The organism is Geoglobus acetivorans (assembly GCF_039641995.1).
GTDB classification, from domain to species: Archaea; Halobacteriota; Archaeoglobi; order Archaeoglobales; family Archaeoglobaceae; genus Geoglobus; species Geoglobus acetivorans.
Genome location: NZ_CP087714.1, coordinates 1,058,172 through 1,078,320, shown reverse-complemented (window position 1 = coordinate 1,078,320; position 20,149 = coordinate 1,058,172). Strand labels below are relative to the sequence as shown.

At 46.3% G+C, this 20,149-nt stretch carries 21 protein-coding genes and 1 tRNA gene; 12 read left to right on the top strand and 10 right to left on the bottom strand.

Features of this window, described 5'->3' with window-relative positions; all coding sequences use genetic code 11:
- Nucleotides 1-18: 18 nt before the first annotated feature.
- Nucleotides 19-891, top strand: a complete 873-nt coding sequence (locus LPQ35_RS06395) for a UbiA-like polyprenyltransferase (RefSeq protein ID WP_193807823.1) — start codon at nt 19-21, stop codon at nt 889-891.
- On the opposite strand, the gene LPQ35_RS06390 is transcribed toward LPQ35_RS06395, so the two are convergent.
- Both LPQ35_RS06390 and LPQ35_RS06385 read right to left on the bottom strand, forming a co-directional pair.
- On the bottom strand, nt 869-1,531 hold the full coding sequence (locus LPQ35_RS06390; RefSeq protein WP_193807822.1) for a DUF166 family protein: 663 nt from the start codon (nt 1,529-1,531) through the stop codon (nt 869-871). The two genes, LPQ35_RS06395 and LPQ35_RS06390, sit on opposite strands and share 23 nt — an antisense overlap.
- Nucleotides 1,528-2,277, bottom strand: coding sequence for a P-loop NTPase (locus LPQ35_RS06385; RefSeq protein WP_193807821.1), 750 nt, complete (start codon nt 2,275-2,277; stop codon nt 1,528-1,530). Before LPQ35_RS06385 ends, LPQ35_RS06390 begins: the two co-directional genes overlap by 4 nt.
- A gap of 98 nt (nt 2,278-2,375) precedes the next feature.
- Between LPQ35_RS06385 and LPQ35_RS06380 the strand changes: the two genes are divergently transcribed.
- Nucleotides 2,376-3,212, top strand: coding sequence for a class I SAM-dependent methyltransferase family protein (locus LPQ35_RS06380; RefSeq protein ID WP_346297588.1), 837 nt, complete (start codon nt 2,376-2,378; stop codon nt 3,210-3,212).
- Between the two features lie 2 nt (nt 3,213-3,214).
- Here LPQ35_RS06380 and LPQ35_RS06375 read toward each other — a convergent pair whose 3' ends face one another.
- Genes LPQ35_RS06375 through LPQ35_RS06365 form a run of 3 tightly spaced genes read right to left on the bottom strand, consistent with a single transcriptional unit; the run spans nt 3,215 to nt 6,593 of the window.
- Nucleotides 3,215-3,901 (bottom strand): DUF1614 domain-containing protein, encoded by a 687-nt coding sequence (locus tag LPQ35_RS06375; RefSeq protein ID WP_193807820.1) that lies wholly within the window; start codon nt 3,899-3,901, stop codon nt 3,215-3,217.
- Nucleotides 3,901-4,134: a PRC-barrel domain-containing protein gene (locus LPQ35_RS06370; protein WP_048093437.1), complete on the bottom strand. Its 234-nt coding sequence runs from the start codon at nt 4,132-4,134 to the stop codon at nt 3,901-3,903. The genes LPQ35_RS06375 and LPQ35_RS06370 overlap by 1 nt, the downstream gene beginning before the upstream one ends.
- A gap of 47 nt (nt 4,135-4,181) precedes the next feature.
- Nucleotides 4,182-6,593, bottom strand: coding sequence for a CDC48 family AAA ATPase (locus tag LPQ35_RS06365; protein ID WP_193807819.1), 2,412 nt, complete (start codon nt 6,591-6,593; stop codon nt 4,182-4,184).
- A gap of 46 nt (nt 6,594-6,639) precedes the next feature.
- Here LPQ35_RS06365 and larC point away from each other — a divergent pair, with 46 nt between their 5' ends.
- From larC to LPQ35_RS06330, 7 genes are all read left to right on the top strand, one after another.
- Nucleotides 6,640-7,788: a nickel pincer cofactor biosynthesis protein LarC gene (gene larC, locus LPQ35_RS06360; protein WP_193807818.1), complete on the top strand. Its 1,149-nt coding sequence runs from the start codon at nt 6,640-6,642 to the stop codon at nt 7,786-7,788.
- Nucleotides 7,778-8,434, top strand: coding sequence for a DNA repair and recombination protein RadB (gene radB, locus LPQ35_RS06355; RefSeq protein WP_193807817.1), 657 nt, complete (start codon nt 7,778-7,780; stop codon nt 8,432-8,434). Before larC ends, radB begins: the two co-directional genes overlap by 11 nt.
- A gap of 31 nt (nt 8,435-8,465) precedes the next feature.
- Entirely contained in the window at nt 8,466-10,397 is a 1,932-nt protein-coding gene (gene feoB, locus LPQ35_RS06350; RefSeq protein ID WP_193807816.1) for a ferrous iron transport protein B, read from the top strand.
- Nucleotides 10,394-11,005 (top strand): iron dependent repressor, metal binding and dimerization domain protein, encoded by a 612-nt coding sequence (locus tag LPQ35_RS06345; RefSeq protein WP_193807815.1) that lies wholly within the window; start codon nt 10,394-10,396, stop codon nt 11,003-11,005. Before feoB ends, LPQ35_RS06345 begins: the two co-directional genes overlap by 4 nt.
- Nucleotides 11,002-11,529 carry a hypothetical protein gene (locus tag LPQ35_RS06340; protein WP_193807814.1) on the top strand — a complete coding sequence of 176 codons (528 nt, stop codon included), beginning with the start codon at nt 11,002-11,004 and terminating at the stop codon, nt 11,527-11,529. Before LPQ35_RS06345 ends, LPQ35_RS06340 begins: the two co-directional genes overlap by 4 nt.
- A gap of 41 nt (nt 11,530-11,570) precedes the next feature.
- Nucleotides 11,571-12,086, top strand: coding sequence for a rubrerythrin family protein (locus LPQ35_RS06335; RefSeq protein ID WP_346297587.1), 516 nt, complete (start codon nt 11,571-11,573; stop codon nt 12,084-12,086).
- A 101-nt stretch (nt 12,087-12,187) separates the two neighbouring features.
- A tRNA-Ser gene (locus LPQ35_RS06330) sits at nt 12,188-12,268 on the top strand.
- Nucleotides 12,269-12,319: 51 nt separating this feature from the next.
- On the opposite strand, the gene LPQ35_RS06325 is transcribed toward LPQ35_RS06330, so the two are convergent.
- From LPQ35_RS06325 to LPQ35_RS06310, 4 genes are read right to left on the bottom strand one after another with little or no spacing between them, the layout of a single operon-like run.
- Nucleotides 12,320-13,816: a carboxypeptidase M32 gene (locus LPQ35_RS06325; RefSeq protein WP_193807813.1), complete on the bottom strand. Its 1,497-nt coding sequence runs from the start codon at nt 13,814-13,816 to the stop codon at nt 12,320-12,322.
- Nucleotides 13,817-13,828: 12 nt separating this feature from the next.
- Nucleotides 13,829-14,830 carry an N-acetyl-gamma-glutamyl-phosphate reductase gene (gene argC / locus LPQ35_RS06320; protein ID WP_193807812.1) on the bottom strand — a complete coding sequence of 334 codons (1,002 nt, stop codon included), beginning with the start codon at nt 14,828-14,830 and terminating at the stop codon, nt 13,829-13,831.
- A 36-nt stretch (nt 14,831-14,866) separates the two neighbouring features.
- Nucleotides 14,867-15,511 (bottom strand): enoyl-CoA hydratase-related protein, encoded by a 645-nt coding sequence (locus LPQ35_RS06315; RefSeq protein ID WP_193807811.1) that lies wholly within the window; start codon nt 15,509-15,511, stop codon nt 14,867-14,869.
- 33 nt (nt 15,512-15,544) lie between these two features.
- Nucleotides 15,545-17,323: an ASKHA domain-containing protein gene (locus LPQ35_RS06310; protein WP_346297586.1), complete on the bottom strand. Its 1,779-nt coding sequence runs from the start codon at nt 17,321-17,323 to the stop codon at nt 15,545-15,547.
- A gap of 96 nt (nt 17,324-17,419) precedes the next feature.
- On the opposite strand from LPQ35_RS06310, the gene LPQ35_RS06305 reads away from it, so the two are divergent.
- From LPQ35_RS06305 to ribB, 3 genes are read left to right on the top strand one after another with little or no spacing between them, the layout of a single operon-like run.
- Nucleotides 17,420-18,133 carry a hypothetical protein gene (locus LPQ35_RS06305; protein WP_193807809.1) on the top strand — a complete coding sequence of 238 codons (714 nt, stop codon included), beginning with the start codon at nt 17,420-17,422 and terminating at the stop codon, nt 18,131-18,133.
- 48 nt (nt 18,134-18,181) lie between these two features.
- Complete coding sequence (locus tag LPQ35_RS06300) at nt 18,182-18,829, top strand: winged helix-turn-helix domain-containing protein/riboflavin kinase (protein ID WP_193807808.1); 648 nt, start codon at nt 18,182-18,184, stop codon at nt 18,827-18,829.
- Nucleotides 18,826-19,518: a 3,4-dihydroxy-2-butanone-4-phosphate synthase gene (ribB, locus tag LPQ35_RS06295; protein ID WP_346297585.1), complete on the top strand. Its 693-nt coding sequence runs from the start codon at nt 18,826-18,828 to the stop codon at nt 19,516-19,518. Before LPQ35_RS06300 ends, ribB begins: the two co-directional genes overlap by 4 nt.
- Here the strand turns inward: ribB and rplJ are convergent.
- A complete protein-coding gene (rplJ, locus tag LPQ35_RS06290; protein ID WP_048090193.1) occupies nt 19,515-20,039 on the bottom strand; it encodes a 50S ribosomal protein L16 in 525 nt (174 codons plus the stop codon). The two genes, ribB and rplJ, sit on opposite strands and share 4 nt — an antisense overlap.
- Nucleotides 20,040-20,149: the final 110 nt, after the last annotated feature.

The following is a 20,149-nucleotide window of genomic DNA, read 5'->3' as shown; positions in this document are numbered from 1 at the left end:
TCAATCAATTTTGAAAGCATGGTTAAAAAACTTAGGCTCATCATGGATTTCATCAAAATAGAGCACACTCTATTTGCCTTACCGTTTGCGTATCTTGGAGCGTTTCTGGCAGAGGGTGGAATGATTGGCCTCCGAACATTCGCATTAATAGCCACAGCATTCACCAGCATGAGAACTGCTGCCATGACCCTGAACAGGATAATAGACCGGGAAATCGATGCACTTAACCCGAGAACCGCCAGCAGGCATCTGCCCGCAGGTCTGATGAGCTTGAGGGAAGCATACACAATAACTCTCGTGAGTCTGATCGTTTACTTCCTTTCAGCTTACATGATCAACGAGCTTACCTTCCTTCTGTCTCCCATTCCCGTCTTCACAGCCTATCTTTACCCATATCTAAAAAGATACTCGGCTATCTCGCATTACATCCTGGGATTGAACCTTGCCTACGCCCCCATGGGTGGCTGGATCGCCGTAACCAATTCTTTCGATTTTCTCGGGAAGGATTTTCTGCCCTTTTTAATCGGTATGGCTGTGATTTTCTGGGTTGCAGGCTTCGATATCATATACGCCCTTCAGGATTATGACTTTGACCTAAAGCATGGTCTGCACAGCATTCCGGCCAAGTTTGGCATAAGGGCTGGGAAAATTGTTTCCGCCCTGAACCACGTCATATTTTTTACACTTTTAAGCTATGCAGTCATCGAAATCTATACCCCCGGGAGTTTTGCAAAAGCCGGTTTGATCGCCATTGCAGCACTGCTTATAATTGAACACGGCATAGTCTGGCTCTGGAAGGATGAAAAAGCAATTCAGATTTCGTTTTTCTATCTGAACGCCCTTTTAAGCTCAGTCCTGCTGATTTCAATTATTCTTGACATTTTTCTTTAGCCCTTTCAATTGCCCTTTCCACCTGTCTCTTGTGGATGTGTGCAGCGCGGTGAATTTTTCCATCAATACCCCTTGAAGCGAAGCACGGATAGATCTGAGTAAAGTAACCAGCCTTTGCCGGAGCTTCCTCAATGTCCAGCCCTCTGATTTTCTCGGCTACAAAATAGCTTGAACCACAGATTGCAGATCTCTTTACCCTGACGTCTTTGACCTTTCCATCCTCGACGTCAACTTCAAATTCTGGAAGGCCGAATTCTGCAAAAAATTCTGCGATGCCCTCTTCATCAATGAAAGGTGCTGCACAACACACATCCTCCCATATCACCTTCACACCGTGTTTTTCTCCGAGTTCCTTAAGCTGAGTTCTTGAACCGCTTTTTGGACCACCGGGCAGAATTACTGCCTTCACGTTTTTTCCCTCCGCCCTCCTTATCAGCTCGTAGCTTACATCAGGATGAAGGGCATAGCTCAGAATGATGTCGCTCTCAAAAATCTCGTCCGGCAGCTCTATCTCCTCAGGCTCATCAATCAGCTCCGGCAGTTCGTCGGGAAGCCTGAAGGTTACCACGTCAAATTTCTTCGAGATTTGCTCCACCGCTCTTTTTCCATATTTCTTCCTGAGAAGGATTGCTACCCTCATCTGTCCACCATCCGCAGTATGTTGTTCTTTATCTCAATGAACGGTTCAAGATCAACAACCCGGTATGGGGGCAGATTTTCAAGATCTGCCTCTATAAATGCCTGGCTGTACGGGATTACTCCTAGCAATGGCTTGTCCAGATTTTCAACAAGCTCCCTTGACCTTTCAGTCTCAATATACTTGTTCACCACCACTCCGACTCTGTCTATCCCTATATCCTCGGCGAGCTTTTCTATTCTTGAAAGAGTCTCAAAGCTCCTAACCCCGGGCTCAACAACTGCAATTAGCAGATCAACCCCCTTAGCCGTTCCCCTCCCCAGATGCTCTATTCCAGCCTCCATGTCGATGAGCAGAACATCATTCTCCCTGAAGATCGCATGCCTCAGTATTGCCCTCAAAAAAGCGTTTTCCGGGCAGAAACATCCATCACCGCCCTTCTCAATCGTTCCAAGAACTGCAACCCTTACACCATCCTCATTTCTCACAGAATATGCCTCAAAAACGTCATCAACCTTGGGGTTTACCTTGTAAGTTCCGAGAGGACCTTTAACCCGCTGTTCAATGACATCCTTAAGCCCGGAGAGAGGTTTCACATCCTTCACGCCGAGAGCAGATGGCAGATTCATATCAGAATCAGCATCAATCGCGATAACATTGTAGCCGTCTCTCGCAAAGAGATGGGCCAGAACAGCTGTGAGAGTGGTTTTTCCAACACCGCCTTTTCCAGACACGGCAAGCTTGACCATGTTCTCATTCAGAGATGGCAATAATTAAGCTTTACCGGTTTTGACAGATGGATGGAATGCGAAAAGTGTAATTAACAGAACCTCAAAGGTAGTCCTGAATGGAGAGAATGACACTGAAGGACTATCTGAAGGGCAAAGCAAGAGATTCAGACATAGCTCTGCTGAGACGGGGCTTTGAAATTATCGGAGATGTGATGATAATCGATCTGCCGGAACAGCTGATGTATCTGAAAGACGATATCGTGGAGTGGGTCAGATTGAAGCACAAGCACGTCAGAACCATCCTCCGAAAGACCGGAGAGGTCAGTGGCGAATTCAGGGTTGCGAGATACGAGATCATTTACGGCGGAGAGACCGAAACGGTGGCAAAAGAGCACGGTTGCAGATTCAGAGTTGACCCGACAAAAGCATACTATACAGTAAAGCTTTCCGGAGAGAGGGAGAGGGTCGCAAGACTTGTGAAAGACGGAGAGCGTGTTCTCGTGATGTTTGCAGGTGTCGGGCCATACGCAATAGTCATCGCAAAACTCGCACACCCTTCAGAGGTTATCGGCGTTGAGCTTAATCCAGAAGCAGCCAGGTATTTCAGAGAGAATGTGAAAACCAATAAAGTCGAAAATGTCGTAAAGGTCGTAGAAGGAGACGTGAGAGAAGTTGTACCGGAGCTTGACGGTACATTCGACAGAATTCTAATGCCTGCCCCGTACAATGCCGGAGATTTTCTCGACATCGCACTCAAAAAAATCAGAAGTGGTGGCACACTCCACTTTTACACGTTCAGCGGGGAAGAAGAAATTGATAACAAGAAGGAAGAGATTGTCAGAAAAATTGAGTACATGGGATACAACGCCCGGATTTTGTTCTGGAGAGAGTGCGGAAACTTTGCTCCTCGAGTCAACAGATACGTTTTGGATATAGAAATTCTGAAACCATAAAATCACATGAGCCAAACTGCAAACAGAACAGAGAACAGGCCCGTCAGAAAAATTCCATCGAATGTACCGGCTCCGCCTATACTCACAACTCCGGAACCTATTTTCTCAAGATCTTTCAAATGGAACACGTCCGCTCCGAAAAGTGAGCCAAGAACTCCACTTGCAAAGGCCAGCCTTGGAACATCCATCAGAGGAAGAGAAAAGAGGAGGACCGAAAGATATGACGCCAGAGCCGAAGTTAGTGGAGGTATGAGCATTGGAACTGTTATCCCCACGCCGGGAACAGGTTTTGCAGCCATATAAGTCACGGCAGAAGTTATGAAAAACGCCAGAAGGAATGCGGAGAGGTCAACCTCCGAGAGGAGTTTAAGAGATATGAACGAGGGAATGAGACATCCGCCTACATTTACCGCCACGACTATTTTTTCTCTTCTCCTTACAGAGTAAATAAGCCCGAAAAAGCTGAACCTCCTTTCAACGATCCTGCCCGCCTTTTCATACACAGGGATATTTATGAGGGACCCAATCACGATCATGGTAAATATTATCATTGCCTCATTAACAGACATTCCGAGAACTATTGAAAGTGCTGAGGTTGCACCGAAGGCAAAGAGGATTGCAAAAAATGGCAGCAGGATAATTACAATAAATAGTGGTAAAATCAGGGGTGGAAAGAGATACTCCCTCATCAAACTCTCTTCCTGTCCACTACCACATAATCGCTTACAGATCTAACACTTTCAAACGGAATGATGTAGTAACCATCTTCCTTTTTCAATCCTTCGACCTCATTTTTAGGCCTCACCACAACATTGACGAGACTCCCTGTTTTGAAGTCAAAGGTTAGAGTGTGCACGACACCAACAACGGTCCCATCGCTCAGCAAAACCACCTTGTTGAGCATTTCTCTTGCAAAAACCATTATCACCACCTTTTAAAATTGAAATGAAAAAAGGTATAAATGTTTCGCTAACCATAACCCAGCATGGCCTTCTGTGTTCTCTTAACCTCCTTTGCCTTCTCCTCAAACCTTTCGTAGAAGCTCAGCATGCTATCCGTTATGCTGGGCTTCACCTTTCTTATGGCCTCAAGGAAGTGCCTCATCTCTATTCTTTCCACGTTTATGTTCTCTCTCAGAGCGAGCATAACCGCTTCCCTGCACACAGCCTCTATGTCTGCTCCGGCATAACCCTCCGTAACCTCAGCAAGCTCCTCGAGGTCAACATCATTCGCAAGAGGCATACCCTTAGTATGGATCCTGAATATGGCAAGCCTGCTCGTTTTGTCAGGAGGTTTCACGTAAACCAGCCTGTCAAACCTTCCGGGCCTGAGCAGAGCAGGATCGAGAATGTCAGGACGGTTTGTTGCTCCAATTACAACAACACCATCAAGGTCCTCAAGGCCGTCCATCTCGGTCAAAATCTGATTGACAACTCTTTCCACAGCCCTACTACCCTCATCGAACCCTCTCATCTGAGCTATGGCATCTATTTCGTCAAAGAACACTATACACGGGGCAACCTGCTTGGCTTTTCTGAAGATTTTTCTCACGGCTTTCTCGCTCTCACCGAGCCACTTTGAGAGCAGTTCGCTGCCCTTGACGCTGATGAAATTGGCCTGGCTTTCATTCGCCACGGCCTTTGCAATGAGCGTTTTTCCGGTGCCGGGTGGACCGTAAAGCAGCACGCCCTTTGGCGGTTTGATACCGAATTTCTTGAATTTCTCAGGATACTTCAGCGGCCACTCCACAGCCTCAATGATTTCCCTTTTTACATCGTCCAGCCCACCAACATCGCCCCAAGTTATCTTGGGTATCTCAACAAAAACCTCCCTCATCGCGGAAGGTTCAATTTCCTTCAGAGATTCCCTGAAATCATCTATTGTAACTCTCAGGTTTTCAAGAAGCTCTGGAGGTATGGTGTCTTCGTTTAAATCTATGTGGGGAATTATCCTCCTCAGAGCCTTCATTGCTGCTTCCTTACATAAAGCCTCTATGTCTGCACCAACAAAACCGTGGGTCTGGTCGGCAAGATACCGGAGCATCGTCTTTACTATCTCCCTTTCCAGCTCCTCTCTGAGATCTCCAGGCAGTATGCTTTCTATCGCAGACCTTATTTCATCCCTTTTCTCAAGGTCCTTTACCTCTTCAATTATGAACTCGATGTCAGCATGTCTCACATCCCCGTTCTCCCTGAGCATCTCTCTAAGGCTCTCGAGAGATGGGACAACGAACTCAAGAGAGTAATCGGGCTCGAGAGGCATGTTTCTCGTATGTATCTGCAGAATTTCATACCTGCCTTCCCTGTCAGGTACACCTATTTCGATTTCTCTGTCAAACCTTCCGGGCCTTCTGAGAGCAGGATCAACTGCCTCAATTCTATTGGTTGCACCGATGACTATTACCTGCCCCCTCTCCTCAAGACCATCCATTAAAGTGAGGAGCTGGGCGACAACCCTTCTCTCAACTTCTCCAGTAACTTCATCCCTTCTGGGGGCTATTGCATCAATTTCATCTATGAAAATTATGCTTGGAGAGTTCTCCTTAGCTTCCTCAAAAATCTCTCTGAGCCTCTGTTCACTCTCACCATAGAACTTGCTCATGATTTCGGGACCATTAATGGTGAAGAAGCTTGCCCCGATTTCATTCGCCACGGCCTTTGCAATGAGCGTTTTTCCGGTGCCGGGTGGACCGTAAAGCAGCACGCCCTTTGGTGGATCGATTCCAAGCTTCTGGAACAGCTCTGGATACTTTAGAGGCAGTTCTATGACCTCCCTGACCTTCTGCAGCTCTTTCTTAAGGCCACCTATGTCCTCGTAAGTAACTCCTGCCTTGCCAAATCTTTCAAAACCTCTCACGGGCTTGTCTCTCAAAACTATTTTCGTGGTTTCATCAATAATAACCGCAGTTTTCGGATCGGTTTTGACGACCGCAAGCAGAACCGGCTGCTGAGGCTGCCTCCCAAACGTCACTGTTGCACCAACAAGGGGGATGATGTCTCCCTCAACGACAGGTCTCTTGAGAAACTGGTGCTTCAGATAGCTTTCCGGATCTGCACCAAAGAGCCGGTAATCTATTTTCTTCAGCGGAGCGAGGATAATTTGCTTTGCAATGCTGTAGTCTGCTTTCCTGACCTTGACAGTATCACCAATACCAACGCCAGCATTTTCCCGGATAAATCTATCAATCCTTATTATTCCCTTCCCCCAGTCTCTTTTCGGAGCCCTCCAGACCTTCGCGACCGTCTTTTTCCGGCCTTCTATTTCAATTATATCCCCTGGTGAGATATTGAGCCTGAACATTGTTTCGGGATCAAGTCTGGCTATACCCCTCCCTGAATCACTTGGGTAAGCCTGATTAACCTTAAGTGCGATCTCTTCCATGGTAACAATTTAAAGGAAACTGAGTAAAAAGTGTTGTGGTGATAGGATGAAGATGGCCATATTCGACTGCTTCTCTGGGGCGAGCGGCAACATGATTACTGGCTCACTCCTGAACGTTACGCTTGGTCAGGATGATCTGCTGGATGTGATAAACTCAATGGGTCTGAACATTGAGCTCAGACTGAAAGAGGTTAAGAGAAACGGAATAAAGGCCAATCTTGTCGAAGTGGAGGAACAGGGGAAAAGCAGAAGGTATTCAGAGGTCGTTGAGCTTATTGCAGGGGCAGATATCGAAGAAGTCGTGAAAAAAGAAAGTTTGCAGATTTTTGAGCGTATTGCAAAGGCCGAAGGAAAGATACATGGAACAGATTACAGAAACGCCATTTTCCACGAAGTCGGGAGTGATGATGCCATATTCGACGTTGTATGTGCCGTAATGGGCATTACGAGGTTGAAAAACAAAGGATACAGGATTTTTACGACTCCGGTTTACGCGGGCAGAGGTTTTGTCGAAACTCATCATGGCATTCTTCCTGTTCCGGCACCTGCAACTCTTGAAATCGTTAAGAACAGCAAACTGAGAGTGCTGATGGAAGGCGAAGGAGAACTTTTGACCCCCACAGGCGCGGCAATACTGTCTCATTTCTCGGAGGGAGCTCCAAACCTGCCCTTCTGCGTAGAGGGCATAAATTACGGTGCTGGGACGAGGGAACTGGAAAAACCGAATATTCTGAGATTGATACTTGCAGAAGGAGATATGGCGGATTCCATAGTAATCGTGGAGACCAACATAGACGACATGAGTGGGGAAGACATAGCAAATGCCATGGAGGTTCTTTCAAAGATTTGCCATGATATCTCCCTGATACCCGCAACTGGTAAGAAGAGCAGGCCCGCATGGATTCTGAAAGCTATTGCAGACCACAGCAGGGCAGAAGATGTAGCAGAAACGATTATGAGGGAGACCACCAGCATAGGGGTGAGGATCATTCCCGTCCACCACAGGATTAAAGCGAACAGGCACTTCAAAAAAATTGAAGTTGAGGTGGGCGGAAAGAAGCATATTGTGAGAGTTAAGGTTTCCGATTACAGAGCCAAGCCCGAATTTGAGGACATCAAGCAGATTTCCCGGGAGACGGGAATTCCGGTTATTAAAGTCAGAAAAATCGTAGAGGAGAAAATCAATGAAGCTTAAAACGGGAAGTAAATGCATCGATGATATCCTAGGAGGAGGAGTTGAGACGGGAACCATAACCCAGATATACGGCGAGAGCGGAACAGGTAAGACGTCGCTCTGCCTGATGCTCGCATACAACACTGCAAAGGAGTTCAGCGTTGCATACATCGATACAGAAGGGCTTTCAGCAGAGAGAATTGATCAGATTTTTGAGGATAAATCCGTACTGTCAAACATCTACATCTACGAGGTTTTTGACTTCAGACAGCAAAGCACAGCCGTAAAGGAGCTTGCAAGACTGCTGAAGAACCAGGAGATTAAGCTAATAATCATCGATTCACTGACGGCCCTGTACCGTTCAGAGCTTGAAGACGAGAGCCGGCAGATCAGAGTTAAAAGGGAACTCACATCCCAGCTGACATTTCTGCTGGGACTGGCGAGAAAACACAACCTGGCAGTAGTATTCACGAATCAGATGTTCACAGACATAAACAGCGGGGAGATTAGACCAATAGGTGGTCCGAGCATTGATCACCTCTCAAAAACCATAATCTCGCTGGAAAAGACCAGAGATGAAAGAATAGCCAGGCTCGTAAAGCACAGGTCCATGCCAGAAGGTGTTTACTGTTTCTTCAAAATTACGAACAGGGGTGTGGAGCCATAAAATTTATATAATTTTTAGGTTACCCTAAAATATGCACTGTCACGGTACAGAGTCCACACAGCACACACGCTCAGATTACGATGTCCTTCTTGTCGGAAACCCGAATGTTGGAAAGAGCGTAATTTTCCACAAGCTCACTGGGAGATATGCGGATGTCTCCAATTACCCGGGCACGACCGTGGATATTCTCACAGGAAAGATAAAAAGTCTGAACCTCACAGTTGCGGATCTGCCCGGAATGTACTCTCTGTTCTCAATAACAGAGGAGGAGAGAGTTGCAAAGGACATAATCCTCAATTCAAAGCCGAAAGTCATAGTAAATGTCGTTGACGCCAAGAATATCGAAAGAGGGTTGCCGCTGACATTGCAATTGCTCGAAACGAGTTTTAACGTAATCCTTGTTCTGAATGCAGTGGATGAAGCCGAAAAAGCTGGAATGGTGATAGACGAAAAGAAACTGGAGGAGAGACTTGGAATTCCCGTTATAAAGACAGTTGCTGTAAAAGGGAAGGGGATAAAAGAGCTCTTGAAGAAAATTGAAGAGCTGAGCAAAACCCGGCTCGAAAAAAGAACATTTAAATTTTCACCAGCACTGGAGGGGGCGATAAAAGAGGCTGAAAGCCTGATTACTCAGGAAAGTACCATCAGCAAGAAGTTGCTGGCAATTCTCGCCCTTTCAAACGACAGAGATGTGATAGAAAAACTGAGTATAGACGAAGAGAAACTCTCCGAACTGAGAAGAAAAATGGGAAGATCTATAGCATACCTGCTGGCGATGGAGTATCAGAGACTCTCAGAAGAGTTACTAAAAGACGCAGTAGTTCAGATCGAGAAAAAAAGGAGAATATATGACAAAATAAACGAGTTGAGTCTCAACCCGGTTACCGCAATTCCGATGAGCATAGCGGCGCTGTACTTCCTCTACCTTTTTGCTGGCGTCATAGGTGCCCAGATAATGGTTGATGCAATCGAATCCTGGTATGAAACGATCATCAACGTACCGCTGAATACCTGGCTGGAGTCCAGCATTCCTAATTACTGGATAAGAGAACTTATCGGCGGAGAATACGGAGTGATAACACTCGGTCTGAGGTATGCTCTGGCGATAATATTCCCCATCGTTACAATGTTCTTCCTCGCATTTTCAATACTGGAAGATTCGGGATTTCTCCCACGAATGGCCATGCTGCTTGACAGGCTTTTCAAGAAAATTGGCCTGAGTGGCAGGGCAATCATACCCATGGTGCTCGGTCTCGGCTGCGGGACAATGGCAGTAATAGTTACAAGGGTGCTTGAGTCAAGGAGGGAGAGAATAATCGCAACCCTCATGCTCGCGGTCGCAATACCCTGCTCGGCACAGCTTGGAATAATCCTCGGTATCGTCCCTGATTCTTTCGCTCTTGCCGTATGGGCGTTTTCGGTTTTCACCATACTGCTTGCGATTGGGTTGCTTGCAGGAAAATACCTTCCCGGAGAGGCTCCGTCATTTTACATGGAAATCCCTCCTCTGAGGATTCCATCGCTTTCCAATATCGTGATGAAAACCGTCTCAAGACTAGAATGGTATTTTAAAGAGGTGTTGCCAATATTTCTGCTCATAAGCGTTGCAATATGGGTGGGGAGAATCACAACAGTCTTCGATCTTGTTGTCGGACTCCTTGGGCGACCTGCTGAAGTTCTCGGGCTCCCACCCAAAATGGGTGAAATATTTCTGTACGGGTTCTTCAGAAGAGATTATGGCACTGCCGGTCTTTACGATCTGGTCTCAGGGGGTTTGCTCGATTACAATCAGACTATAGTTTCAATGGTCGTGCTAACGCTCTTTGTGCCATGCATAGCCCAGTTCTCCGTAATAGGAAAGGAGAGGGGCTGGAAGTTTGCAGTCATAACTGCATTGACAGCACTCACAATAGCATTCACAGCAGGATTTATAGTAAGAGAAGTTCTTGAGGTGCTGTTATGAGAAATGACGAAAGAATTGAAAATGCCTTAAAGGAAATCTATGTCAGGACTGTTGAAAAAAATGAGGAGTTTCCCGAACCTGACATCGAGACCTTGTCTGAGCTGCAAAAGAAAAAATACATCGACGGAAAAAAGCTCACTGAAAAAGGACTTGAAAGGGCAAAGAAGATAATCAGACTTCACAGACTTGCTGAGAGGCTTTTACACGATGTGCTGAGGGCAAGCGACAGGGAAGTAGAGAGTTCAGCATGCAGGTTCGAGCATGTCATCAGCGAAGAGGTTGAAGAGGCTATCTGCACACTTCTCGGCCATCCATCCGTATGCCCCCACGGCAGAGAAATACCCAGAGGGGAATGCTGCCTGAGGGGAGAAGAAGAGGTCAAAAGCCTTGTCGTAAGACTTACATCTCTATCACCCGGAGAACATGGTGAAATCAAATACCTTTCAGGGGATGAATCGACCATCAAGAAACTGATATCCCTGGGAATCCTACCAGGAAAAAGAATCAGAGTAATGAGAGTCTATCCTGCCTACCTAATACAGCTCGGGAACTCTCAGATTGCCATAGACGAAAAAATTGCCGAGAGCATCCATGTAATGAGAGTATGAGGGGCAGGCATTCAGTAGTAAGGGTGGAAGGAGACAGGGCAATAAAACAATTCTTCCCGGAGTACAGATACAATTTCTGGAAGGAAGCAGGATTTCTCAGCCTTCTGCAGGAGTTCGATTTTGTACCCCGGCTTTACTCAATAAATCCGGAAAAACTTGAAATCGAAATGGAGTTCATAGAAGGCAAACCGATAAAAGATGTGATCAACGAGCTGAGCAGCGAAACTCTCGGCAAAATACTGGATATTTGCAGGAAACTGGACGCGCTGGGAATCCAGAAAGAAGAAATGAATCACCCTGATAGACACATAATCATCTCTGACAGAATCGTGTTCATAGACTTCGAAAGGGGCGTCATAAAATGCAGACCGTCCAACCTCACACAGTTCACAGTATATCTGAACTCAAGGCTAAGACTCATGAAAAACGAGGAGCTGAAAAAGCTACTGAGAGAATACAAGAGAGGGTTTGACGATGAGAGCTACAAAATACTGAGGGCACAAATTTTACAGTACATGAAATGACCGCGAAAACTATTTATCAGGATTTTTCATATTAATCTCCGGTGATAAAAGTGTCCACCGAAGATAATTTGAAAAATGCATTTTCAGGCGAGAGTCAGGCCAGTATAAAGTACAGAATCTTTTCGGAAATTGCAAAGGAGAAGGGTCTGAAAAACCTCGCGAGAGTTTTCGAAGCGTTCTCATTTTCAGAATTTGTGCATGCAAAGAACCACCTGAAAGCCCTGAAAGAAAAAGAAATCGAAGACCCTCTGAAAAACCTGGATGAAGCGATAAAGGGAGAGACCTATGAGATCGAGACAATGTATCCCGAATTTTACGATACTGCAATAAGGGAAAACAGAAAAAGGGCTGCAACATCATTCAGGTGGGCGCTCGAGGCTGAAAAAGAACATGCAGAAGTTTACAGAAAGCTCAGAGTCCTCGTGGAGAGTGGCAGAGATAAGGCATTCGAGGAGAAAATTTACGTGTGTCCCAACTGCGGATACATTTTCACTGGCACCCCTCCAGAAATCTGTCCGCTCTGCAGCATTTCCAAAGAGATGTTCAGGGAATTCTGAAACCCCAATTTTGCCGGCATGAAAATAAATAAATGCCACAGATACATGCAATGAGTGCTCAGCACAATACTTATATTTCAACTCCGCATAGTCGCTGGCAAGCCGGGGTTGCCGAGTGGTAAGGCGCGCGCCTGGAGAGCGCGTGGGCTATGCCCGCGTGGGTTCGAATCCCACCCCCGGCGCTAAACAGGTTTTTCAATTTTCAAAAAAATGGAAAAAACGGAAATGCCCCGTTATCCGGTATACTTCTGCTTGAGGTAAGCTATTAGTGATTCCGGATCATATCCCCTTCCAAAGTTCCTTTTCAGCAGCTCCTGGGGTGAATGGGTGCCACCCCACCTGTGGATCTTTTCTTTCAGGAAACCGTAAATCTCCTCGAATTTTCCGTTTCGTACTGTATCTTCAAAATCAATCTCCTTTACAATCTCTGTCCAGATCTGCCCTGCAACCACGTTCCCCAGAGTGTATGTTGGGAAGTAGCCGAAGGAAGCATGGCTCCAGTGGATGTCCTGAAGTACGCCCTCACTGTAAGTTGTCGGCCGTATTCCAAGCAGATTTTCCATTTCCTCATTCCAGAGTTCCGGTAAATCACCCACAGCAATCTCGCCTGCAATGAGCAGCTTCTCAAGCTTGTACCTGAGATAAATGTGGAAGTTATACGTAAGCTCGTCTGCATCCACTCTTATGAGGCCGGGCTTAACCGTGTTGAAGTATCTGTAAAGCTCGTCATCATCGTAATCTCTGACGAAGTCGAGATGTTTCTCCAGCAATGGCCTAATAAGTGACACAAAGGCTCTGCTTCTCCCGATAATATTCTCCATTAACCTGCTCTGGCTTTCGTGAATTCCGAGACTTACACCACCTGCGATGGGGGACATCTTCAGCCTCTCGTCCACCTGCAATTCGTACAGAGCATGTCCGAATTCATGGATTGTCGAGAACATCGCTCTCTTGAAATCAAACCCCTCATACCGTGTCGTGATTCTCACATCTCCAATCCCAAGCGTTATCGTGAACGGATGAGGGCTGACGTCAAGTCGTCCTCTTTCCCATGAGTACCCAAGCAAATCGAGAAGCTCTCTGTTCACTTTCTCCATAGCGGATGTTTCATATTTTGCCTCCTCAAGCGGGTGCGTATCCGGGAACAGATTGTCTTCTCTGACTTTTTCGAGTATTTTCTTCGATGCAGGGATAACCTCGTCAAATATCCTGTCAGCCTTTTTGATGTCCAGCCCCTCTTCATGGAGATCGAGCAGAGCGCTGTATGGATGATCCTCATACCCTAGCTTTTCAGCAACCTCTCTTGCGAGACTGGAGAGCTTTTCAAGGTAGGGTCTGAATTTCTCGAAGTCATTCTTTCTTCTCGCCTCGTCCCAAATCTGCACAGCTTCCTGAGACGTTTTGGCAATCTCAAAGATAATCTCCGGAGGTATCTTTCTGAGATAATCTATATTCCTCCGCAGTACTCTTAAAACTCCCCTTTCATATTCATTCAGGTTTTCAGCTCCCTCCGCCCTCTCAAGCAAAGAGACGAAGTCAGGATCGAGCATCAGTTTCTGCTCAAGCGTGCTGAGGTTTGCCATGGCCATTGCCCTTTCTTCGACTCCGCCCTTCGGCATGTAGGTTTCATTATCCCACGCCATGAGGGCTTTTGCGTGGTCTATTGACCACAAAACCCTGTATTTCTCAACAAGCTCTTTTACCAGTTCGTTCTGAAATACCCCATCCATAATACCTCACCTCTACGGAAAGAGTGGTGGGAAATCAAGGCCCGCCCACTCATCAAGCCCAAACATCACATTCATGTTCTGCACAGCCTGTCCGCTCGCTCCCTTGACAAGATTGTCTATTGCAGAGACGACGACGGCCCTGTCAGCACCCCTGTTTATGGATATATCAGCAAAATTGCTACCCCTGACATAGCTGAGCCTCACAGCTTTCTGAAATCTTATGAAATAGGAACAATCATAGAATTTTCTGTATATTTTCTCCAGTTCATCCTGTTCAAGCTCTCCTTTCAGGAATATGTGAGCGTTGGTCAATATTCCCCTCGATCCGGGGAAGACCTGGGGGGTGAATGAGATCCTGACGTCCTCCTGAAATCTGCCCAGCTCCTGTTCCATTTCATAATAATGCCTGTGGTCCGTAATCTTGTATGGGACGATAGCCTCGTGAAGGTTGGGATAGTGAGTGAATTCCGTCGGACTTACTCCAGCCCCACTGATTCCGCTCTTGGAGTCGAAAATAACCCTTTCAATCAACTCCAGCTCTGCAAGAGGGGCTGCTGCAAGAATTGCTCCTGTGGGGTAACATCCGGGATTTGCGACAAGTCGGGCTTTCGCAATCTCCTCTCTGTGAAGCTCGGTAAGCCCGTAAACTGCTTCGATGTACGCCTCATGCGTTTTCCCGTAAGCCTCCTCGTATTTATCCTTTCTGAGTCTGTAATCTGCTGAAAGGTCCACCACCTTCAAACCAGATTCATAGAGTTCGGGAACGTATCTCATTGCCTCTCCATGAGGTACTGCGGTGAACACCACATCACATTCAGAAAGGCGATCAATATCAGGCTCGATGAATTCAATCTCATAAAACCCCTTAAGATGCGGATGAACCTCATGAATTTTCCTGCCTTTCTCTCTTCTTGAGGTTACAGCCACAACTTCAACCTCAGGATGTTTTGAGAGAATCCTTAAAAGCTCACCACCAGTGTATCCTGTACCTCCAATTATTCCTGCACGTATCAATTTTCCACCTCCATTCTGGGTAAAGCGGGAGAGATATTAGGTTCTTCTCATATCTTCGATTGATTTTAAAGCCATTTCCTTCTCTCTCATTACATGCTCTCTAAAACCTGAATAAACCAGCTCCTTTATGTATTTTATTGAATTGCCGTCCATTCTTCTGGCAAGATCCACAGCATCATCCAGATTTCCCTTCCTGCCAACTATCCCCAGTCTGATTGCTTCATCAACCCCAAATCTTTCGGCGGTGCTGAGCAGCCTCAGTGCCCTTTTTAATCCGGTTATTCTGGGCAGGAGGAATGATACTCCCATGTCAGGTGCAATTCCGAGCTTGGCAAATCCGGTTGAAAAGACCGCATTTTCGTCCGCAACTATTGCATCACATGCCAGAGCTATGCTGAATCCAGCCCCAAAGGTGTAACCCTTAACAAAAGCAACAACCGGTTTTGGATGCGATGCTATCCTGAGGATCAGGTCATTGGCGATGTCTGCAAATTCGATTATTTCTGGCTCGCTGGCATTCTGGACGAAGTTCAGATCGAGTCCGGAAGAAAAGCTCGGTTCCCCGTAAATGACAACAGGGTTCCTGCAACCACGCAATTCATCATAGATTTCCTTCAAATGGTCGAGATCGAGAGCGTTGTGCTTTTCTGGCCTTTTAAAATGGATTATATCAACATCCATGATTCAAATGCTGATTGAAGAAAATAAAGCTTTTCAAACATATCTGTCATAGATCGTCGGAAAAAGCTCAGGTTTTCCGGGTAGCGAGAGAGCAGCATTGTATTCATCCATAAAATCCGCATCCGTGCTGAGGTCGAAGTAAGTCATCAGCTTGGCCATTGTTTCGGCAAGATTTCTCTTTTTCTGTGATGTCAGAACAAGATACGCTCCTGCCAGCGAACCGTTACCTATCTGCTTCACTTCGGCGTTTGGCAGCTCCGGGAAAAGTCCAATTGTGACGGCATTTTCGAAATCAATGTAGTATCCAAAGCCACCGGCAATGTAAAACCGCTCCACATCAGCAGGACTTATTCCGGCTTTCTTGATCAGCACTGCTATTCCGGCACAAACCGCAGCTTTCGATTTGATGAGCGTGTCAATGTCGGTCTGGGTAAGAACGATATCCTTTCCTGTCTCGGTTTCACTGGCGTAGGCGACAACAAATTCGTAATCGCTCTCACCTTTCCGCACACGCTCATGCTCCCTGTCAAGATTTCCCTGAAAATCAACAATTCCGTTCCTGAAAAGCTCTGCAAGCAGGTCTATCAGCCCACTTCCACAGATACTCCTGGGCTTTTTACCACCGATTACTGTATACTTAACCCCATGGCCATTTATCTCGACGTGATCTATCGCCCCCTCCACCGCCCTGCTGCCATGCTTTATCTCATAACCCTCAAAAGCAGGACCAGATGCGACGCTCGTAGAGATCGCCCAGCCCTCACTTCCCAGAACAATTTCACCGTTCGTGCCAAGATCGACCATTAGTGAAAGGTAAGGAGAGTCGGCGATACCCGCTGCGAGAACATCGCCCACTATATCTCCCCCAACATACCTTCCCACAGGGGGCAGTGCAAATACAAGGGCGTTATCATTCACGTTCAATCCCATTTTCTTCGCCTCATCGACAAAGCCTTTCTTTTCCACCCTAACTCTTGAGGACCTGAAGAGATAGTCGATATCTCTTTTCAAGAAGAAATGAGTCATCAAAGTGTTTCCGGCTGCCACCACGTCATAGATTCTTTCCGGAGAGGAATAACCTTCAAGTAACCTATCTATGAGAGCGTTTACCGAATCCACAACTGCTCTTTGAAGAATATTGAGCCCATCCTTTCTGCTGAAGACAAATTCAACTCTCGAAAGAACCTCCTCTCCGTACACTATCTGCCCGTTGTAATCCGAAGCAATATTCACCACCTTTCCAGTATTGAGGTCCACCAGCGCAGCGACGAGCGTGGTTGTGCCAACGTCAATGGCAAGCCCAAAGCATTCCCCTCTCGTATCTCCCTCCTCAACAGCTATGACTTCATTTCCCCTCAAAACAAGAGTGAAGTCTCCTTCTTCGACCTCTGGATTGCATGAGAGAGTGTAACCCTTTCGTGAGACTACTTCTGGAAAGAAGGAATCACGGTAAAACTCCTTCCTGACATTAGGAGACAGTTCACCGGCTGAAACAATAAAATCTGCAAGGATCTGCTGCTTTTCAAGTCTGGATTCTACCGGGATAAATATCTCGGCATCGCTGAAAAGAAAGGCCTGACATGCCAGAACCGTGCCCTCTTTTCTTTCATTTTCGCTCAGAAACTTTTCATGCGGTTCGGGATTGATTCTGAAATCACCTTTTCTTACAATAACCTTGCATTTGCCGCAGGCGCCCTTACCTCCGCAAAGACTTCTGATACCTTCACCAGCATTCTGAGCAATTTCAAGAATAGACTTTCCAGCTTCACACTCAATTCTCTTGCCAGAGGGTAGAAAAACCACTTTAATCATCATTCCTGCATCCATCACAAATTATTTATTGGTTTTCCCGAAGATTGTAGTATGGAATTTATTATAATTTATAATCAAGAAATCGAATCAGACTGGATGCCATCCTCAAAAAGGGTGAGGGGTCCGGTGCATTCCACAGCCCAGCACATCAATCCGGAAAGCTACATACTTAAAATCCACTCCCGGAAATATTATGAGAAAGTTAAAAACACGCCATTCTTCAAGGTCGCCTACGAATCCATAAGATGTGTCCTCACCTCGGCTGAGGAGATTGAAAACTACAACCTTGTCATCGTTCCAACCACTGCAACCGGTCACCAGGCCGAAAGAGAAAAATGGCGGGGCTACAGCTTTTTTAACGACATAACCATTCTGGTTGAAAGGCTCAAGGATAAGGGATACGAAAAAATTGCAGTGCTTGAGACCGATGCACATCACAGCGACACATACAGAATATGCAGCGCCTCGTTCTACTGCATTAATGGAGACAGAAAGTGTGAAGTCGTGCAGGAAATGAAATGCAGAATTTCAAGAGGTCTGGATAAGGAAGATTACCTGAAGAGATTTTCGAGAGTCGTGGACCTGATAATGGATGACAATCCAGAAATAGTGATCTGGTATCTCGGTCAGGACCTCCATGAGCTGGAATATTCAGGCGGCGGGCTGGACGACGATGCATTCAGAGCAATGATAGAGAAATTTATGAGAATAGAAACCAGAAAGATTGTGATCATATCATCCGGAACACGGGAGGACGTTTTTGAAAGGATCATCTCATTCTTCGAGAGTGTCCCCATAATTTCTGCATAGCTCACTCCACCAATAAGTTTATATGAGAAGCTTCTCAATTTTGAGAAGATGTTGACCGAGCTTAAAAAGCTTGCAATGATGAATGCCACCAGGAAAGTCGTCAAGATAAGCTCCAAGGAGTTCGCAGAGAAAATAGACCAGAGCCTGCAGACAGCAGCAAGAAAGCTCAAAGAACTGGAGGAGAATGGATACATAGAAAGAATAATCGATAGTGATGGCCAGTATGTCGTGATTACAGAAAAGGGGAAGGAAATACTCTACAGGGAATACCTCGAACTGAAAAAGATCTTCGAAGGTGAGGAGAGGGTCTGCATAACTGGCAGAGTGATGAGCGGAGTCGGTGAAGGAAAATATTACGTCAGCTTAGATGGCTACAGAAAGCAGTTTGAAGAAAAACTTGGATTCGCCCCATATCCTGGAACGCTCAATCTGAAAATCCCGAAAGAGCAGATGTATTTCAGAAGAGTTCTTGACGAAGAGGATGGTATTCTAATCGAGGGTTTCAAAACCGAGGACCGAACATTTGGAGACGTAAAGGCGTTCAGATGCAGAATTGATGGAATCGAGGGGGCAGTAATAATTCCGAAGAGAACGCACTACAGCAAGGACATTCTCGAGATAATCGCTCCTGAAAAACTGAGAGAAAAGCTCGGTCTCAGGGACGGAGATAATGTGGAAATAGAGGTGATTTTATGATCGAGGAGGCAATAGATGCATTCAGGAAAGGAAGACCTGTGCTCATCTATGATTTTGACTACAGGGAGGGAGAGACGGACATAGCAATACCTGCAGTTGAGGTCAGGCCAGAGGATGTTGCCATGATGAGAAAAGACGGTGGAGGGCTTATATGTGTCTCAATCCCATTCGTTGCAGCAGAAAAGCTTGGATTGCCCTTCATGCACGAAATTCTTGGAGCTTCATCAACCAGATTTCCCGACCTTGAAAAACTCGCCCATTTTGACATAAAATATGATTCACGCTCATCATTCAGCCTGTGGGTAAACCACAGAGACACATACACCGGCATTACAGATATTGACAGAGCTTTGACAATAAGGAAGATTGGTGAGGCAGTTGCTGCTGTTGAAAAAGGGAAAGAATTCGACTTTGGTGCAGAGTTCAGGAGTCCGGGACATGTTGCAGTACTCAAAGCATCGAAAGGTCTGGTCTTCGAGAGAGTTGGCCAGACAGAGCTGAGCATTGCAGTGGCGGAGATGGCAGGCATAGTCCCCGCAGTCACAATATGTGAAATGCTTGACGAAAAGACCGGAAAAGCGCTTCCGAAAACTGATGCAATGAAATACGCAGAGGAGCGAGGAATACCATTTGTAGAGGGAAAAGAGATAGTGGAGTACTACGAAAGATTAGTTAAGGTAAAAATTTAAACCTTTCCTTTAAGAAGCTCCCTGCCTTTCTCTACCACCACGCTCACGGGAGTTGGCATTTTCTGTCCAGCTCTTTTCAAAGCCTCTTTTGCAACCTCGAAATGCTCGGGCTTCGTCCAGATGCTGATTATCCTTGTTCCCGGGAAGACTCTCGCCGCTCTGCCAACCGGTTTTCCGAAGGCTCTCCTCATACCCTGTGAAATTCTGTCCGCTCCAGCTCCGGTAGCCATTCTGTGCTCCCTCAGCACGTGGTGCGGGTAAATCCTGACCTTGAGGAAATAATTGCTTGAACCTGCCCTCCTTGCAATGTACTTGTTCGCAGCGATTCTCGCAGCCTCCAAAGCAGTATCTCTAACCTGAACAGACTCTTTTGCCACAAGAGTGAGCATGACAGGGAATTCAGCATTTTTATTACCCATCTCAAACTGCCTGAGCCTTATTCCTGGCACACCGTCAATGTACTCTGTTCTCGTGTATGGTCTCTCCAGTCTTCTCCACATCTTTGCTGGTCTCCTTGCCATAGTGTTGAGGGGAAACTTAGGGTATTTAAGTTTAACCTGAATGTGTAAAACCGGACAGCCCAGGGTTTAAAGAGATCATGAGAGGGGGTGAACGCCCCTATCACTCTATT

Excerpts from the sequence above, each read along its gene's own strand:
- LPQ35_RS06395 (WP_193807823.1), top strand. The coding sequence starts at position 19 with ATGGTTAAAAAACTTAGGCTCATCATGGATTTCATCAAAATAGAGCAC.
- LPQ35_RS06390 (WP_193807822.1), bottom strand. The coding sequence starts at position 1,531 with ATGAGGGTAGCAATCCTTCTCAGGAAGAAATATGGAAAAAGAGCGGTG.
- LPQ35_RS06385 (WP_193807821.1), bottom strand. The coding sequence starts at position 2,277 with ATGGTCAAGCTTGCCGTGTCTGGAAAAGGCGGTGTTGGAAAAACCACT.
- LPQ35_RS06380 (WP_346297588.1), top strand. The coding sequence starts at position 2,376 with ATGGAGAGAATGACACTGAAGGACTATCTGAAGGGCAAAGCAAGAGAT.
- LPQ35_RS06375 (WP_193807820.1), bottom strand. The coding sequence starts at position 3,901 with ATGAGGGAGTATCTCTTTCCACCCCTGATTTTACCACTATTTATTGTA.
- LPQ35_RS06370 (WP_048093437.1), bottom strand. The coding sequence starts at position 4,134 with ATGGTTTTTGCAAGAGAAATGCTCAACAAGGTGGTTTTGCTGAGCGAT.
- LPQ35_RS06365 (WP_193807819.1), bottom strand. The coding sequence starts at position 6,593 with ATGGAAGAGATCGCACTTAAGGTTAATCAGGCTTACCCAAGTGATTCA.
- larC (WP_193807818.1), top strand. The coding sequence starts at position 6,640 with ATGAAGATGGCCATATTCGACTGCTTCTCTGGGGCGAGCGGCAACATG.
- radB (WP_193807817.1), top strand. The coding sequence starts at position 7,778 with ATGAAGCTTAAAACGGGAAGTAAATGCATCGATGATATCCTAGGAGGA.
- feoB (WP_193807816.1), top strand. The coding sequence starts at position 8,466 with ATGCACTGTCACGGTACAGAGTCCACACAGCACACACGCTCAGATTAC.
- LPQ35_RS06345 (WP_193807815.1), top strand. The coding sequence starts at position 10,394 with ATGAGAAATGACGAAAGAATTGAAAATGCCTTAAAGGAAATCTATGTC.
- LPQ35_RS06340 (WP_193807814.1), top strand. The coding sequence starts at position 11,002 with ATGAGGGGCAGGCATTCAGTAGTAAGGGTGGAAGGAGACAGGGCAATA.
- LPQ35_RS06325 (WP_193807813.1), bottom strand. The coding sequence starts at position 13,816 with ATGGATGGGGTATTTCAGAACGAACTGGTAAAAGAGCTTGTTGAGAAA.
- LPQ35_RS06315 (WP_193807811.1), bottom strand. The coding sequence starts at position 15,511 with ATGGATGTTGATATAATCCATTTTAAAAGGCCAGAAAAGCACAACGCT.
- LPQ35_RS06310 (WP_346297586.1), bottom strand. The coding sequence starts at position 17,323 with ATGATTAAAGTGGTTTTTCTACCCTCTGGCAAGAGAATTGAGTGTGAA.
- LPQ35_RS06305 (WP_193807809.1), top strand. The coding sequence starts at position 17,420 with ATGCCATCCTCAAAAAGGGTGAGGGGTCCGGTGCATTCCACAGCCCAG.
- LPQ35_RS06300 (WP_193807808.1), top strand. The coding sequence starts at position 18,182 with ATGTTGACCGAGCTTAAAAAGCTTGCAATGATGAATGCCACCAGGAAA.
- ribB (WP_346297585.1), top strand. The coding sequence starts at position 18,826 with ATGATCGAGGAGGCAATAGATGCATTCAGGAAAGGAAGACCTGTGCTC.
- rplJ (WP_048090193.1), bottom strand. The coding sequence starts at position 20,039 with ATGGCAAGGAGACCAGCAAAGATGTGGAGAAGACTGGAGAGACCATAC.